The sequence below is a fragment of the Roseicyclus mahoneyensis genome, from assembly GCF_003148775.1.
Lineage (GTDB): Bacteria > Pseudomonadota > Alphaproteobacteria > Rhodobacterales > Rhodobacteraceae > Roseicyclus > Roseicyclus mahoneyensis.
This window is the reverse complement of sequence record NZ_QGGW01000006.1, coordinates 107779-123549: the sequence shown is the minus strand read 5'-3', so window position 1 is coordinate 123549 and position 15771 is coordinate 107779. Positions and strand designations below refer to the sequence as shown.

The 15771-nt window shown below is 66.5% G+C and carries 15 protein-coding genes and 1 riboswitch; of the genes, 7 read left to right on the top strand and 8 right to left on the bottom strand.

Annotated elements, in window-relative coordinates; all coding sequences use genetic code 11:
• Window positions 1–13 precede the first annotated feature (13 nt).
• Window positions 14–829: a cytochrome c1 gene (locus C7455_RS13080; RefSeq protein ID WP_109668930.1), complete on the top strand. Its 816-nt coding sequence runs from the start codon at window positions 14–16 to the stop codon at window positions 827–829.
• Between the two features lie 97 nt (window positions 830–926).
• On the opposite strand, the gene C7455_RS13075 is transcribed toward C7455_RS13080, so the two are convergent.
• From C7455_RS13075 to thiB, 3 genes are read right to left on the bottom strand one after another with little or no spacing between them, the layout of a single operon-like run.
• Window positions 927–1616: a thiamine ABC transporter ATP-binding protein gene (locus C7455_RS13075; protein WP_109668928.1), complete on the bottom strand. Its 690-nt coding sequence runs from the start codon at window positions 1614–1616 to the stop codon at window positions 927–929.
• The gene (locus tag C7455_RS13070; protein WP_109668926.1) at window positions 1600–3168 is read right to left on the bottom strand and encodes an ABC transporter permease family protein; all 1569 of its coding nucleotides are present in this window, start codon (window positions 3166–3168) and stop codon (window positions 1600–1602) included. The genes C7455_RS13075 and C7455_RS13070 overlap by 17 nt, the downstream gene beginning before the upstream one ends.
• Window positions 3144–4124 carry a thiamine ABC transporter substrate binding subunit gene (gene thiB / locus C7455_RS13065; RefSeq protein WP_109668924.1) on the bottom strand — a complete coding sequence of 327 codons (981 nt, stop codon included), beginning with the start codon at window positions 4122–4124 and terminating at the stop codon, window positions 3144–3146. Before thiB ends, C7455_RS13070 begins: the two co-directional genes overlap by 25 nt.
• A 45-nt stretch (window positions 4125–4169) precedes the next feature.
• Window positions 4170–4279, bottom strand: a riboswitch (TPP riboswitch).
• 94 nt (window positions 4280–4373) lie between these two features.
• Between thiB and aroC the strand changes: the two genes are divergently transcribed.
• Window positions 4374–5474, top strand: coding sequence for a chorismate synthase (aroC, locus tag C7455_RS13060; RefSeq protein WP_109668922.1), 1101 nt, complete (start codon window positions 4374–4376; stop codon window positions 5472–5474).
• 246 nt (window positions 5475–5720) lie between these two features.
• Entirely contained in the window at window positions 5721–6371 is a 651-nt protein-coding gene (locus C7455_RS13055; RefSeq protein ID WP_146199999.1) for a hypothetical protein, read from the top strand.
• A gap of 18 nt (window positions 6372–6389) precedes the next feature.
• On the opposite strand, the gene C7455_RS13050 is transcribed toward C7455_RS13055, so the two are convergent.
• The 3 genes from C7455_RS13050 to C7455_RS13040 all read right to left on the bottom strand — a co-directional run bounded on the left by C7455_RS13050 (window position 6390) and on the right by C7455_RS13040 (window position 9073).
• Complete coding sequence (locus tag C7455_RS13050; RefSeq protein WP_109668918.1) at window positions 6390–7238, bottom strand: C40 family peptidase; 849 nt, start codon at window positions 7236–7238, stop codon at window positions 6390–6392.
• Window positions 7235–8626, bottom strand: coding sequence for a leucyl aminopeptidase family protein (locus C7455_RS13045; RefSeq protein WP_109669168.1), 1392 nt, complete (start codon window positions 8624–8626; stop codon window positions 7235–7237). Before C7455_RS13045 ends, C7455_RS13050 begins: the two co-directional genes overlap by 4 nt.
• A 63-nt stretch (window positions 8627–8689) precedes the next feature.
• Window positions 8690–9073 carry a hypothetical protein gene (locus C7455_RS13040; protein ID WP_109668916.1) on the bottom strand — a complete coding sequence of 128 codons (384 nt, stop codon included), beginning with the start codon at window positions 9071–9073 and terminating at the stop codon, window positions 8690–8692.
• 148 nt (window positions 9074–9221) lie between these two features.
• Here C7455_RS13040 and C7455_RS13035 point away from each other — a divergent pair, with 148 nt between their 5' ends.
• The 3 genes from C7455_RS13035 to C7455_RS13025 all read left to right on the top strand — a co-directional run bounded on the left by C7455_RS13035 (window position 9222) and on the right by C7455_RS13025 (window position 11228).
• Window positions 9222–9872 (top strand): carbonic anhydrase, encoded by a 651-nt coding sequence (locus C7455_RS13035; protein ID WP_109668914.1) that lies wholly within the window; start codon window positions 9222–9224, stop codon window positions 9870–9872.
• A 63-nt stretch (window positions 9873–9935) separates the two neighbouring features.
• Window positions 9936–10913, top strand: coding sequence for a sodium-dependent bicarbonate transport family permease (locus C7455_RS13030; protein ID WP_109668912.1), 978 nt, complete (start codon window positions 9936–9938; stop codon window positions 10911–10913).
• A gap of 3 nt (window positions 10914–10916) precedes the next feature.
• On the top strand, window positions 10917–11228 hold the full coding sequence (locus tag C7455_RS13025; RefSeq protein WP_109668911.1) for a P-II family nitrogen regulator: 312 nt from the start codon (window positions 10917–10919) through the stop codon (window positions 11226–11228).
• A 58-nt stretch (window positions 11229–11286) separates the two neighbouring features.
• Here C7455_RS13025 and C7455_RS13020 read toward each other — a convergent pair whose 3' ends face one another.
• Both C7455_RS13020 and C7455_RS13015 read right to left on the bottom strand, forming a co-directional pair.
• Window positions 11287–12939 (bottom strand): DUF4139 domain-containing protein, encoded by a 1653-nt coding sequence (locus C7455_RS13020; RefSeq protein ID WP_109668909.1) that lies wholly within the window; start codon window positions 12937–12939, stop codon window positions 11287–11289.
• Between the two features lie 179 nt (window positions 12940–13118).
• Complete coding sequence (locus C7455_RS13015; protein ID WP_109668907.1) at window positions 13119–14141, bottom strand: aspartate-semialdehyde dehydrogenase; 1023 nt, start codon at window positions 14139–14141, stop codon at window positions 13119–13121.
• 331 nt (window positions 14142–14472) lie between these two features.
• Between C7455_RS13015 and C7455_RS13010 the strand changes: the two genes are divergently transcribed.
• Window positions 14473–15768 (top strand): DEAD/DEAH box helicase, encoded by a 1296-nt coding sequence (locus C7455_RS13010; protein WP_109668905.1) that lies wholly within the window; start codon window positions 14473–14475, stop codon window positions 15766–15768.
• Window positions 15769–15771 lie beyond the last annotated feature (3 nt).

Below are 15771 nucleotides of genomic sequence, written 5' to 3'. Positions count from 1 at the left end.
AAAGGATCTGAGGATGCTCAGGAAACTTGCCATCAGCACGGCCACGGCCGCCACGCTCGCCCTCTCCTCGGGGGCAGCGCTGGCCGCGGGCGGTGCGGGCTACGTCGAAGACTATGCCTTTTCCTTCGAGGGGCCTTTCGGGCGCTTCGATCAGGTGCAGTTGCAGCGCGGCCTGCAGGTCTACACGCAGGTCTGCATGGCCTGCCACGGCCTGCGCTACGTGCCGATCCGCACCCTCGCCGACGAGGGCGGACCGGGCTTCACCGAAGAGGAAGTGCGCGCCTACATCGAGCAGAACTACATCGAGGTCTATGACTCCGACCTGCAGGATTGGCGTGCCGCGACCCCCAACGACAACTTTCCGGCCAATACCTCGGCCGGGGCGCCGGATCTGAGCCTGATGACGAAGGCGCGGGCCGGGTTCAGCGGACCTTACGGTCTGGGCCTGAATCCGCTGTTCCGCGGCATGGGCGGTCCGGAATACCTCGCATCGCTTCTGACCCACTACACCGGGTCCGAACGCGAGGAATTCGGCGCGGTGCTCTACGGCAACGAAACCTTCCCCGGCGGCTACATCTCGATGGCCCCGCCGCTTTGGGAAGGTGCCGTGGAATACGGTGACGGCACCCCCGCCACCGAAGAGCAGATGGCGCTCGACGTGGCGGCCTTCCTGACCTGGGCGGCGGAACCGCATCTGATGGCGCGCAAGCAGATGGGCTTTACCGCCGTCATTCTGCTGGGGCTGTTGTCCGTTTTGCTCTACCTGTCCAACAAGCGCCTCTGGGCGCCGGTCAAGGCGCGCGTCAAGGGCTCACAGCCGGCCGAGTGAGGCTGATCACCCCCAAATCGGAAAACGCGCCCCACATCGGGCGCGTTTTTCGTTTCGGGGTGATCCGCAGCCTGCGCCCTCAGCCGCACCCTGCGGATCACAACCACGCACGCAGCGCCTCGGGCGGCGCATCGCGCAGCCCTCCCAGCGGCACATCCAGCACCTTGCGCCCGTCATCCAGCAGCCAGACCCGGTCGCAAAGCCGTTCCGCGTCGCGCAGGTCGTGGCAGGCCATCACCATGGTCAGGCCCCGCGCTGCGCTCAGGTCCGAGACCTGCGCCAGCATCTCGGTCTTGAGCCCAGGGTCGAGTGCGGCAAAGGGTTCATCCAGCAGCGCCAGCGGGCGGTCACGCAAAAGCATCCGCGCCAGCGCCACCCGCGCCTGTTGCCCGCCCGACAGCGCCGCGGGCCGCCGTGCGCCATAGCCCGCCAGACCCACCTGCGCGAGGCTTTCCTCGACCCGTTCCCGCTCGGCCCCGGACAAGCGCAGGGACGCCCGCAGACCCAGTGCGACATTCTCGAAGACATCCAGATGCGGGAAAAGGTTGCCATCCTGAAACAGGATCGACACTGGCCGGTCGGCCACCGCGGCTTGCGTGATGTCGCGCCCCTCCCACGCGACGCGCCCCGCATCCGGCCAGTCGAACCCCGCGATCAGCGACAGAAGCGTGCTTTTCCCGCTGCCGGACGGACCCAGCAGCGCCAGCCTTTCGCCCTTCGCCACCTTCCCCGACAGCGACAGGGTAAAGCCGTCTTGCGAGAAGCTCAGATCATCGAGTGTCAGCATCCATCCGCCCCCCACGGTCGAACAGCCAGAATAGACCCAGCGTCAGCGCCAAAAGCAGCACCGCCGCGCCTTGGGCGTCATCTGTCCGATAAGCGCCCATCAGGCGGTACATCTCCAGCGGCAAAGTGCCCTGCCCCGGCGTCGAAAACAGCGTGATGACCCCCAGATCACCCATCGAGAAGGCCGCAGCCAGCCCCGCGCCGAACCCCAGCGGGCGTTTGAGCCGAGGCAGGATGGCATGGCGCAGCCGGGCGGCCCCACGCAGCCCCAGCGCGTCGGCGAGACGGCCTTGCGTCGCTTCGGCCGCGGTGGCGGCCGGCACCAGCGCCCGCAGCAAGAAGGGCAGAGCCACCAGCGCGTTGACCAGCGCCGTGATCGGCAAGGCCAGCGCCACAGGGTTTGCCAACGGCCGGATCAGCACGAACAGCCCGGTACCGACGACCAGCGGAGAGACGGCGATGGTCAGAAAGGCCAGCGCCTCCACCAGACCGGGCCGGGTCAGCCGCGCGACCAGAAGGGCGATGGGCAGTGCCAGGGACAGGGCCAGAGCGGTGGAGGCCAAAGCCAGACCGATTGACCGCAGCGCCGCTTGCCACACGCCGACCGGCAGGTCTGCCAGTGCCGGCAGTCCTTGCAGCAGCACCGCCAGCAGTGGCAACAGCAAGAAGATGGCCGCCGTCCCGATGGCCAAGGTGTCGCCCAGCCGTGAGACAAGGCCGTCACCCGGCCAGCCCATGGGCGGGCGGTCCAGCCCCGCCCCGACCTCCTGCCCGCGGATCGCCCCAAAGGCGAGGGCAGCGGCGCCAAGGCAGATCGCCACCTGCACCAGCCCCAGAAGCGCCGCCCGCCCAAGATCGAAATCGAAGCGAAAGGCTTGATAGATCGCCAGCTCCACCGTGGTCGCCCCTGGCCCGCCGCCAAGGATCAGCGCAACGGCAAAACTGGTGGTGCAGATGAGAAAGATCAGCAGCGCGGCCCCGGGCAGGATCGCACGCAGCAATGGCCGCTCGAAATGGCGGCGCATGTCGGGCCCCGAGAATCCCAGCGCGGTGGCCAGCCGCATCCGTTCGGACGGGATGGCCTGCCAGCCTTGCAGCAGCAGGCGCACCGCCAGCGGCAGGTTCAGGAACACATGCGCCAGCACCACGCCCTGCAGCCCGTAGACATCGACCCGCCCAAGACCGATGCCCTGCAGCCCCGCATTGATCCAGCCCGCCCGACCGAAGACCGCCAGCAGTCCCAGAACCGCGACGATCACCGGCAAGAGGAAGGGCGCGCCCATCAGCGTCACCAGCGCCCGCCGCCCGGTAAAATCGCGCCGCGCCAGCGCGCGGGCCACGGGAATGGCCAGCGTCACGCTGACCGCCGCCGAAAGCACCGCTTGCAGCAAGGTGAACCGGACCGCCGCCCAATCCGCCGGGCCCAAGGCGGGCGGCCAGTCGGCGCGCAACATCACCGCCGCCAGCGGCCCCAGAACGCAGAGCGCGGCGAGCGCGGCAAAAGCCGCGCCCAGCCAATGTATCGGCGTCAGCGGGCGAGCGCGCGTTGCCATGTGGCGACCGCCTCATCCCGCACCGCCGCCGCCTCTTCGGGGGATAGCAGCAGCGCGCGCTCGGGCATGGTCAGACCCTCGAATCCGTCCGGCAGGGTGACGGCTGTGGCCGGATACATCCAGTTCGTCGTCGGGATCACATCCTGAAACCCGGGCGAGATCATGAATTCCATGAAGTCTCGCGCCAGATCGGGCACATCGGTTCTGGCAAGGATGCCTGCCACCTCGACCTGCATGTAATGCCCTTCCGAGAAGGCGGCGCTGGCAAAGCCCGCATCCTCCTCGGCGATCAGGTGATAGGCGGGGGAGGTGGTATAGCTCAGCACCATGTCGGCCTCCCCCTCGAGGAACAAGCCATAGGCCTCGGACCAGCCCGGCGTGACGGTGACGATATTGTCGGACAGCCCCTCCCAGATCTCGCCCGCGCGGTCGCCGTAAGCTGCCTGCACCCACATCAACAGCCCAAGCCCCGGCGTGGAGGAGCGCGGGTCCTGAATGACGATGGAGACATCCGAGGCCGCCAGCGCCTCCAGCGATGTGGGCGCATTCGTCAGATCCGTGCGATGGACAAAGGCGAAATAGCCCCAGTCGAAGGGCAGGAAATCGGCATCGTCCCACGCGATGGGCAGGGTCAGCCCCTCGGCCGCGATGCCATGGGGCCTGAAAAGACCCGTTTCCCGCGCGGCCGCCGTCAGGTTGGTGTCGAGGCCGAGGACCACGTCGGCCTCGGTTTGTGCGCCCTCCAGCCGGATGCGCGCGAGCAGCGCCGCGCCATCGCCCGCGCCCACGAATTGCAGGTCGCAGCCGCATTGCGCCTCGAACGCCTCTTCGATCGCCGGGCCGGGGCCCCAGTCGGATACGAAGCTGTCATAAGTATAGACTGTCAAAACGGGGGTCTGCGCAAAGGCTGCGCCCGCAAAAATGGACAGTCCCGTGGCGATGATGGTGTGTCTCATGTCTCACTCCTCCATGGCGACGGGCGAAGTGAAGCGTGGGGCGTGAACTGGCCCGCAAACCTTCCCTCCGCCGGTCCTAACCGGTTCAGGTTCAACGGGTTCGCGCATCAGTTTGCGCATCTCAGGCCAAAGACAGGCCACCCCGAGGTGTTCCAAGACGTAGCGCCCGGCTTTGCGGGGCGCAAGCGGCTTGGCATTTTCGCCGCAGGGCGCTAGGCCGTGGGCCGAACCATCAGGGATGCCCGCGCGATGAGCCTCAACACCTTCGGCCACCTGTTCCGCGTCACGACATGGGGCGAAAGCCACGGGCCCGCGCTGGGCGCGACCGTCGATGGCTGCCCGCCCGGCGTCCCGGTGACGGAAGAGGCGATCCAGCACTGGCTCGACCGGCGCAAGCCGGGGCAGAACAAGTATACGACCCAGCGCCGCGAAGCCGACGAGGTGGAAATCCTGTCGGGCGTGTTCGAGGGGTTGTCCACCGGCACCCCGATCCAGTTGATGATCCGCAACACCGACCAGCGGTCCAAGGATTATGGCGACATCGCCGAGAAATTCCGCCCCGGTCATGCCGATATCACCTATTGGCAGAAATACGGTATCCGCGACTATCGCGGCGGTGGGCGGTCCAGCGCGCGCGAAACCGCTGCACGGGTGGCCGCAGGCGGCGTGGCGCGGGCCGCGCTGGCGCAACTGGCGCCGGGGCTGACGATCACCGGCTACATGGTTCAGATGGGCCCTAACGGCATCAACCGTGAGCTATTTGACGCCGCTGAGATCGAGCGTAACCCCTTCTGGGTGCCCGACGCACAGGCGGCCGAGGATTGGGCGAGCTATCTCGACGGCTTGCGCAAATCCGGCGACAGTGTCGGCGCGGTGATCGAGGTTGTGGCCTCGGGCGTGCCCGCGGGCCTTGGCGCGCCGATCTACGGCAAGCTCGACACGGATCTGGCGGCGGCGATGATGTCGATCAATGCGGTCAAGGGCGTGGAGATCGGAGACGGCATGGCCGCCGCCGCGCTGACCGGCAGCCAGAACGCCGACGAGATTTCCATGGGTGAGGCCGGCCCGGTCTACGGCTCGAACCACGCGGGGGGAATCCTTGGCGGCATCTCGACCGGGCAGGATGTTGTCGTGCGCTTCGCGGTCAAGCCGACCTCTTCGATCCTCACGCCACGCAAGACCATTACCAAGTCCGGTGAAGAGACCGAGATCGTCACGAAGGGCCGCCACGACCCTTGCGTCGGCATCCGCGCCGTTCCGGTGGGCGAGGCGATGATGGCCTGCGTTTTGCTCGATCACCTGCTGCTGCATCGCGGGCAGGTTGGCGACAGGGGTGGCAAGATCGGCTGACGGTCGCCGTGCTGTGCCTTATTCCGCCTGAAACGCCAACAATCCTGCTACTTAGGTCATGATCGTCCTGCATCGCAAAACTGTGCTTTCAAAGCACCCCAAGCTTGCCCAGATTATGCCGCAATTGACCCCAATCATGGTTAAACTGGGGTAGAATTTGGATGTTTGCATATGGGGGGCTCCTTCCGTCCTTATGGCCGCCGGGGGATTGCCAGCCCCGATTGGGCCATGATCGCTGTCGGCCTGATGGCTCTTGCCCTGCTTGCAGGCGCCATGGTGCGCACCGGCACGCCCGCCGCACAGGCGCTGTTCGGCACGCAGGTCGGTGGCTTGCGGACCTTGTCCGAGACCGAAACGCTGGTCTTGTTCGAGGATCATGCTTCGGGCGTCGGTGATGATGCAGGCTGGTCTGCCGGCCTGCGAAATGACGATCATCCCGGTCTCGGGGCCATCTGGCTGGTCGAGCCTTCCGATGTCGTCCTGACGCGCGACATCGCTTTGCCCGAAGGCACGATTCGGGCCGTCCTCTCACTTGACCTGATCGCCATTGATGACTGGGCGCTTCAAGGTCTGAGCGTTGCGATCGGTGATCTAGAAGTTCTGCAGCACCGGTTCACCTCGCGTCCGGGTCTTGATCGGCCTGCTGCACCTGCCCCGATGAACGATGGAAGCCTTGCCCTGCGGGCGAGGCTTGACGGGCCGAGGGAACAGGGGTTCGCCGCGGGCGATCCTGCCCTTGCCGAAGAGCGTCTGCGCATCGAACTGTCCGTGCGTGAACCCGGCGACATCCTGACCGTGACGATCACGCCACTGGCGGCGCCGGGTCAGGCACCAGCGCCTGACGGCCCTTTGTGGGCGGTGGACAACCTGATCCTTGTCGCCGACAGCCAGCCCTAGCGCAGCCACTGGCGCGGGTCAGACGGCGCCGAGCCTCGGCAAGCGCCGGATCGAGGTGACATCCCCGAATTCCCGCGCCCCAATCCGCGCGACAGCCTCGTCGAGCGGCTCATAGGCCACGGCCATGTGGTGCGCATTGGCATGCAGCAGCATGATCTCGTTCGCCATGATGCCCACATGCCCCCGCCAGAATACCAGATCGCCGCGCTGCAAGGGGGCACTCTCGGGCAGCGGGTCGCCCAATGAAGCCTCTTGCTGGTCGCTGTCGCGCGGACAGTCGAGGCCGCAGGCCGCCAGCGCCGCCTGAACCAGCCCGGAACAGTCGATGCCCCAGCGGCTGCATCCGCCCCAAAGGTAAGGCGTGCCCAGAAACAGGTCAGCGATGCCCACAGGATCGGAAAACCGCGCCTTGACGGGCATCAGGTGTTGAGCCGGGATGTAATGGCCGGTCTGGATCCGGCAGAACCTGTCGCGCTCGCCGGTGACCTTGACGCGGCTGCCAAAGAACAGGGCCACATCGGGCGCGGTCTTGATGTCATGTTTGGGGTAAAGGTGGGTCGCGGGGGCCACGACCCAATGCGTCGCCTCCTCGGCCCCGGTCAGCGCGCCCGACAGGATGTAGCCGCAATAGCCGTCGCGCTCGGCCATGCCGAAGGAAAACCCCTCGTCGGTTTCCAGCGCAAGGAAGCGTTCGCCGAACAACAGCTGGCTGACGCGCGCACCGCGCGGTGTGTCGGTGATGTTGACCATGGGTTGCTGGACCATCATCCAGCGGCCCTTGACGAAGCGTTCGGCCTCCACCTCGCCCTCAAGCGAGACATGGGCCACGCGGCCGTTGCTGGGTGTCACGCGCGGGTCGAGCGTCATGGGGCAAGCCCGTCCACCAGCGCGCGGAAGATCGCGCGCGCCCCCATGCCGACGCCGCCCTTGGGCCGCGCGGGCGCGTTGGACGCGGACCATCCGTAGATGTCGAAGTGCGCGTATTTCGGCACGTCGGGCACGAAGCGGCGCAAGAACAGCGCGGCCGTGATCGACCCCGCCATGCCACCCGAGGGTGCGTTGTCCAGATCGGCGATGCCGGGTTCGATCATCGTCTCGTAAGGCGCATGGAAGGGCAGGCGCCAGACCGGGTCGGCGACCTGTGCGGCGGCTTGTGACAGCGCCGCGGCAAAACCTTCGTCATTGGTGAAGAAGGGCGCGAGATCGGGGCCCACGGCCACGCGCGCGGCCCCCGTCAGCGTCGCCATGGAGATCGTCAGATCGGCGGGCGTTTCATTGGCCAAGACAAGCGCATCGGCCAGCACCAGCCGCCCCTCGGCATCGGTGTTGTTGATCTCGACCGTCTTGCCGTTGCGCGCGGTGAAGATGTCGCCGGGGCGGAAGGCATTGCCCGCGACGGCGTTTTCCACCGCCGGAATCAGCACGCGCAGCGACAGATCAAGGCCCTCGGCCATGATCATCTGTGCCAGACCCAGAACCGTCGCGGCCCCGCCCATATCCTTTTTCATCAGGCCCATCGACGCGCCCGGCTTCAGGTTCAGGCCGCCGGTGTCGAAACACACGCCCTTGCCCACCAGCGTCAGGCTGCGTGCGCCGCTGCCCCAGCGCAGGTCGATCAGACGTGGCGCACGGGCCGCCGCCCGGCCGACGGTGTGGATCAGCGGGAAATTGCGGGCCAGCAGGTCCTCGCCTTCGATGACGTCGATTGCCGCGCCGAATTGTCCGGCCAGCGCACGCGCCGCGGCCTCCAGCGCGTCCGGGCCCATATCCTCGGCGGGGGTGTTGATCAGGTCGCGGGTCAGCGCCTCGGCGGCCGCGATGCGTTCCAGCCGGGCGGTGTCGACACCTGCGGGCGCTACAAGGCGGGCCTTTGGCAGGGTCTGCGCCCGGTAGCGGTCGAAGCGGTAGAGCGACAACAAATAGCCCAGTGCGATTTCCTCGCCCTCGGCCCCGTCAAGGGGGGTGGCCAAGGCATAGCTGGCCTCGGGCAGGGCGGCGATGGCCGCGCCGATGGCAAAGCGCTGCCTTGCGCGGTCCGCAGCCTTGCCGCGCCCGATCAAGATGCCATCGGGCCGGCCAACAGCGCCGGGAAGGGCGCAGACCTGCGCCAACCCGGCCGCGAACCCATGGTGCTGCGCCCATATGCGCTGCCCCTCGGGCAGGGCGGCCAAGACGGCGTCTAGCCCATCTGGTGCGACAAGGTGCAGCGCGATGGCATCGGCATCGGGGGCGGCGAAACGCAGGGTCTGGGTCATGTTGATCGGGCCTTGGCTGTTCGGGCCGCACACTAGCGCCCGTCCCCGCCGCCGCAAGTGGCCTCAGCCCGAAAGATCCTCGAGGTCCCAGATCGCATGGATCGACCGGTCGCCCACACGGTTGAGCCGCGCCATCGTGGCCGCCAACGCCGTGGGATCGCCAGCGTCCAGACAATGGAGGACGCTGCGCGCGACGCGGGCCAGTGTCGCCATGCCGATCAGATGCGCATCACGCACCAACGCCGCCAGAACCTCCTCGAGGTGACCGGCGTCGCCATGTCGGCCGAGGCGCGCCACCTCGTCGAGCAAGGTAGCCAGTCGGTCGAGGGCATGGGCAACCTCGGCCTCGGCCCGCAACTCGCCCAGCGCGTCGCATAGTTTTTCCAATTGGCCGGGGTTGAACCGCGCAGGCTCCCCCAGCGGAAGGTCGACGACTCCCGCCTTCATCTTTCGCTCCACGTTCCACCCCACCACGGGCAGGCGCAAGGATCAGGGAATGGTCTGAAGAAAGGCTTAGGCTGGTGACAAGAAGAACCTCCAATTTGCGCTCAATCCGGGTTATTCAACCGGGACGTGAGAGACACAAAGGATCGACATGCACCGTGTGAAGTCCCTGCCCGATTATCTGCTCGACCGCTACAAGGACTGGAAAACGCACGAGTTTCCGGGGAACCGTGACCTGTTCCGCAGGCTTGCCATCCAAGGGCAGACGCCGCGCGCCATGGTGATCGCCTGTTGCGACAGCCGTGTCGCCATCGAGGCGGTCTTCGGCCAGCAGGTCGGCGAGGTATTCGTGCACCGCAACATCGCCAATCTGGTGCCGCCCTGCACGCCGGACGGCAAGCACCACGGCACGGCGGCGGCGGTGGAGTTTGCCGTCAAGTTCCTGAAGGTCAGCCACATCATCGTCATGGGCCATTCCAATTGCGGCGGGGTGCGCGGCTGTCTGGCGATGTGCGCGGGGGAGGCCCCGGAATTCGAGCAGCGCGAAAGCTTCATCGGGCGCTGGCTGGATGTGTTGCGCCCCGGCGTGGCCCGGATCGCCGACATCGAGGTGCCCGAGGATCGGCAGACCGCGCTGGAGAAGGAAGGGATCGAGGTCAGTCTGGCCAACCTGCTGGGCTATCCCTTTGTCGCCAAGGCCGTGGATGCGGGGCAGATCACGCTGCATGGGCTTTGGACAGATCTGGCCGAGATGGATCTGGAAACCTTTGACGGCGCGGTGCGGCATTTCGTGCGGGGCTGAGCTTTACCGCGCAGGCATCTGCCCTTAAACGGGTCCGACGGCGGTGCGAACGGGGGTTACTCCATGGATGGGATTCTGGCTCTGGCGGCCAGCAATCTGCTGTCGCCGATCATCTTGTTTTTTGCGCTGGGCCTGCTGGCGGCCTTTGCGCGGTCGGACCTGTCGATCCCCGAGGCCATCGCCAAGGGCATGTCGATCTATCTGCTCTTCGCCATCGGCTTCAAGGGCGGGGCGAGCGTCGCTGATCACGGCATCGACGCGACGCTGATCCTGTCGCTGGTGGCGGGGCTGATCTTGTCCTTTGCAATACCTATGATTGCCTTTGGGCTCCTCAGGGTCATGACCCGGCTGGACGTGACCGATGCGGCGGCAGTGGCGGCGCATTACGGTTCGATCTCCATCGTCACCTTCGTCGCAGCGACCTCGGTCATCGGCTCGGCCGGCCTGAGTTCCGAGGGCTACATGGTTGCCGTCGCCGCGGTGATGGAGGCACCCGCCATCTTGTCGGCGCTGTGGCTGATCGCGCGCTACGGCAAATCCGCAGGGATGGAGGAGGGGTTGATGCGGGAAATCCTGCTCAACGGGTCCATCGTGCTGCTGGTGGGGTCTTTCCTGATCGGCTGGATCACAGGGGCCGAGGGGATGGCGATGGTCGCCCCCTTCATCGTCGCGCCGTTTCAAGGCGTGCTGTGCCTGTTCTTGCTCGACATGGGGTTGGTCGCGGGCCGCGGCCTGCGCGAGGCGCGGTCGGTGCTGACGCCGGGCGTGTTCCTCTTCGGGGTCATCATGCCGCCGATCGGGGCGGTCTTGGGCCTTGGCGCAGGGCTGCTGTTGGGCCTGTCCACGGGGGGCGTGGTGTTGTTCATGACGCTCTGCGCTTCGGCCAGCTATATTGCGGTGCCAGCCGCCATGCGCGTGGCGCTGCCCGAGGCGAACCCATCGGTCTACCTGACGCTGTCCTTGGGCGTCACCTTTCCCTTCAACCTGACGGTTGGCATCCCGCTCTACCTTGCGGTCGCCAGCCTCGTGACCGGAGCCTGAGATATGCAGACCCATGAGGCGAAACGGGTCGAGATCACCATCGAGGCGGTGATGGAGACGCGGCTGACCAATGCGCTGGTGAAGGCAGGGGTGACGGGCTTCACCGTGCTGCCGGTGCTGGGCGGATCGGGCCGGTCCGGGCAATGGAGCCGTGAGGGGCAGGTGAGCCGGGCGCGCGGGATGGTCTGCGTGGTCTGCATCATCCGGCCCGAGCGGCTGGACGCGCTGCTGGACGCGGCATTTGCCGTGGTGGAGCGGCATATCGGGGTGGTCAGCGTCACCGATTGCGAAGTGCTCAGGGCCGAACGGTTCTAGGCATTGCGACCGCCTCGGTATGTGCCAGGGCGGTCGCGGGCCATCTTGCCCGGGTGTGTTACGGCCACCACGTCAGGATCTGTCCTTCGGGCCAGGCAAGCCGGACCTGCATGTCGACCAGAACCGTTTCACGCGGGGCGACCGTCAGGTCCCACGCATGCACCCCCCGCAGATCATCGATGTCGCGGGCGTCGGACGCGGGCGAAAGCGTCAGGTCCAACTCCAGATCTTCCTGTTCGGCAAAGGGGGTGGCGTAAATCAGGCGCACTTGTTCGGCGCTGCCGGAGGTGTTTTCGACCCCGAAGGAGATGGATCTTTCTTGGGTGGTCGAACTGGTGAACAGGCCCCTGTTGCCCTCGGCCAAGGAGCGGTCGATCCAGATCAGGCGCAGGTGGTCGAGCGGGCCGAAGGCCATTTCGAACTCCGCCCCGTCGGCGATCAGGCCAATCATGTCCTCGCCGATCAGGGCGCCGTCGCGGAAGAAGGCCGTGTAGCCGGGCAGGATCGGCTCACCGGTGTCGTTGCGGCCCATCGCGATGAGGAAGGCGGTTTGATCACTGCGCGGGATGGCGCGCGCCTCGGTCTCGGTCTCGAGGGCGAGGGTGTCGAAGGGCAGCATGGCCTGCCCGCTCGGCCCGATGCTGACCGGGCTTGTGTAAGCGTAGTTGAGCGACAGGCCCTCGGTCTGCGGGGTTGCCAAGGTGGCGACCATCGCGGGTTCCATGACCGGGGTTGGCAAGGCATCGGCGAAGCGCGCCTCGTTCTGGGCCAGCGCACCGATCCCGGCGTTGATCGGGGGGGCGGGTTCCGCGATGCGTGCGGGTGTCGGGAAGACGCCGGAAGGCTGGCGCTGGCGGCTCGGCTCGGAGGTGGAGAAGGTCATCGCGACATCTTGCCAGCGCGCTGCGCCTGAGGTGTAGACGGCGATGAACCGCTCCACGGTCAGGGCGCCGCTTTCGCTGTCGAGGTGGATTTCGTAACCCGGTTCCCAACCAGCGCCATAGCTGAGGTAGTCGACGGTGATCTCGGCCTCGGTTTCGGTCGGAGAAATGACCGCGATCTCGATCACGTCGATGGCGGCGCCGAGGGGGCGCAGGCGTGCAAGATCCGCTGTGGCGGCGGCGAGGTCGGCCTGCCGGTCTGTCAGCGCCTCGGCCAGATCACGGCGGGCGATCTGGGCGGCGAGGGTTTCAGCCTGAACGCGGGCGGTTTCCGCCCCGAGCGTCGCCAGAAGCTGCGGTAGGGTGGCGGGGTCGGTGGGCATGGTCGCACCCTCGGGGCCGCCGCGGGCCAGAGCGGAGAGGTAGGAGAGTTGCGCCTCGAGCGCGCGCAAGCCGGCGTCGGCGGCGGTCAGGTCGTCTTGCGCCTGCTGAACGGCATCCCGTGCGCCCTCGACCGCGGCGCGGGCTGCAGCCTGTTGAGGGTCATCCAGCGCCCCTTCGGCGATCACATGCCCCGAAAGCTGCTGTGGCGCGCCGAGGGTGAGGCCCTCGGGGCCTGACACCTCGATCCGTTCGGCTTGGGCGGCGTCGGGCATGGCGATGAGCAGGCGGTGGGTGCCGGGCGGAACGCTGACGCGGCCGCGCCGGGTGATTTCGGCGCCGGAGAGGAAGACGGTCGCCTCGGCGATATCGGCGCGGATTACGATGTCATCTGCCAGCGCCGCGGTGCTGGTCATGAGGGCGGCGGTAAGGGAAAGGGCGAAACGCATCGTCTGATGCTCCTTGGTGGTGGCGGTCCCGCATCATGGGTGCGCCCTGACGCGCCGCCGCACAATGGGGGGAATCCGGAACGAGGAGACGGTGGCGGGGGATTGCCGAAGGGCGCAACGGAAAACGGCCGGTCGGGGGAAGCCCTGACCGGCCGTCTGTGTGGTCGTGACAGGCGCCCTCAGCCCTTTTTCAGGACCCGGTTGCCCAGCGTTTCCGCGATCTGTACCGCGTTCAGCGCCGCGCCCTTGCGCAGGTTGTCGGACACGCACCAAAGGTTGATGCCGTTGTCGATCGTGCTGTCCTGACGGATGCGGCTGATGAAGGTGGCGTAATCGCCGACACATTCGACGGGGGTGACGTAGCCGCCATCCTCACGTTTGTCGATCACCATGACCCCCGGCGCTTCGCGCAGGATATCGCGGGCTTCATCCTCGTCGAGGAAGTTCTCGAACTCGATGTTGATCGCCTCGGAATGGCCGACGAAGACGGGCACGCGCACGCAGGTCGCCGTGACCTTGATGCGGGTATCGAGGATCTTCTTGGTTTCCGCGACCATCTTCCACTCCTCCTTGGTCTCGCCGCTGTCGAGGAACTTGTCGATATGCGGGATGACGTTGAAGGCGATCTGCTTGGTGAACTTCTTGGGCGCGCGTTCCTGACCCGGCACATACATGCCCTTGGTCTGATCCCACAGCTCGTCCATGCCTTCCTTGCCTGCGCCCGACACGGATTGATAGGTCGAGACAACGACACGCTTGATGGTGGCGCGGTCATGCAGCGGCTTGAGCGCCACAACCATCTGCGCGGTGGAACAGTTCGGATTGGCGATGATGTTCTTTTTGGAATAGCCCAGCACGGCCTCGGGGTTTACCTCTGGCACCACCAGCGGCACGTCGGGGTCGTAGCGGTAGAGCGACGAGTTGTCGATCACCACGCAGCCCGCCTTGGCGGCGCGGGGCGCGTAGATCGCCGTCGCCTCGGAGCCGACCGCAAACAGGGCGATATCCCAGCCGGTGAAGTCGAAGGTGTCGAGATCCTTGGTCTTGAGGGTCCTGTCGCCAAAGCTGCATTCGCTGCCCAGCGATTTGCGGCTGGCCAGTGCCACGATCTCGTCCACGGGAAATTCCCGTTCGGCGAGGATGTTCAGCATTTCGCGGCCCACGTTGCCCGTGGCCCCAGCGACGACGACTCGGTATCCCATAGTCCTTGATCCTTCGGGGTAATGGATGGATGGGCCATAAAGGAAGCATGGCGAAAGGAAAAGGGTCGCAAGGCTTGACTTGTGCGGCCCAAACCCGCATGTGCCCTTCATGTCGCCGCGCTGCCGCGTGAGCAGCCGGGGCACGGGCATGATCCGACGAGGGTCTGCCCGCGCACCTGACGGCGCCAGCTGAATTCCCCCAGGTCCCACTCACGCAGGGTTCTGACGATCGTGCCGATGAGCGGCCCGGTCGCACCCTCGATTGCCGTGCGCAAAGCGTGTGGCACACTTGTGGCGCTTGCGTTGAACGCGGCGCCCGGAAGGATACAATTTGTTCGATTTCGACATGCTTGGCCTGAACAAGGTTCTGCTCAACGCGCTCAAGGCCGGCGGCTTTGACACCCCCACCCCGATCCAGAACCAGGCGATTCCGCTGGCGATGGACGGTCACGACATTCTGGGTCTTGCACAGACGGGCACCGGCAAGACGCTGGCTTTCGGTCTGCCGCTGATCGCCCATCTGATGGAAGAAGATACCCGCCCCCAGACGCGGACGGCGCGGGCGCTGATCCTTGCACCGACGCGCGAACTGGTGAACCAGATCTCGGACGCGCTGCGGGTCTTCACGATCAACACGCCCATCAAGATAGCAACGGTCGTCGGCGGCCAGTCGATCAACCGTCAGATCGGCGTGATGGCGCGCGGCACCGACATTCTGGTGGCCACGCCGGGCCGTTTGATCGACCTGATGGATCGCGGCGCGGTCGATCTGCGCCAAGCCCGTCATCTGGTGCTGGACGAGGCCGACCAGATGCTCGACCTCGGCTTCATCCACGCGCTGCGCCGCATCGCGCCAAAGCTGGGCACGCCGCGCCAGACCATGCTGTTCTCGGCCACCATGCCAAAGCAGATGGAAGAGCTGTCGCGCGCCTATCTGACCAACCCGCGCAAGGTGCAGGTCTCGCCCCCGGGCAAGGCCGCCGACAAGGTGACGCAATCGGTGCGCTACATGGAAAAGGGCGACAAGCCCAAGGTGTTGCGCGAAATTCTGCAGCGTGACCCCACGGCGCTGACGCTGGTCTTTGCCCGCACCAAGCATGGCGCGGAAAAGCTGATGACCGGGCTGGTGGCCGATGGCTTCAACGCGGCCTCTATCCACGGCAACAAGAGCCAGGGACAGCGGGATCGCGCCATAAATGGCTTCCGCGATGGCAAGATCAACATTTTGGTCGCCACCGATGTGGCCGCGCGCGGGATCGATATTCCGGGCGTTGCCTATGTGATCAACTATGAGCTGCCCGACACGCCCGACAACTACGTCCACCGGATCGGCCGCACCGCGCGCGCCGGACGAGAGGGTGAGGCCATCGCGTTTTGCTGCGCCGAAGAAGTCGACCTGCTGGTGCAGATCGAAAAGGTGATGAAGGCGGAGATCCCCGTCGCCTCTGGCACGCGCCCCCGCGCGGTCAAGATGGTCAAGCCGCAGCGCGGTGGTGGCGGCGGTAACGCCGGTGCCGGTGCCGGTCGTGGCCGTGGGCCGGGGCAGGGCGCAAAGCCCGCCGGCAGGCCCTTTGCCAACGCTGCCCCCAAGGGGCGTCGCCCCCGCCGCAGCACCCGCGCGGCGTAACCA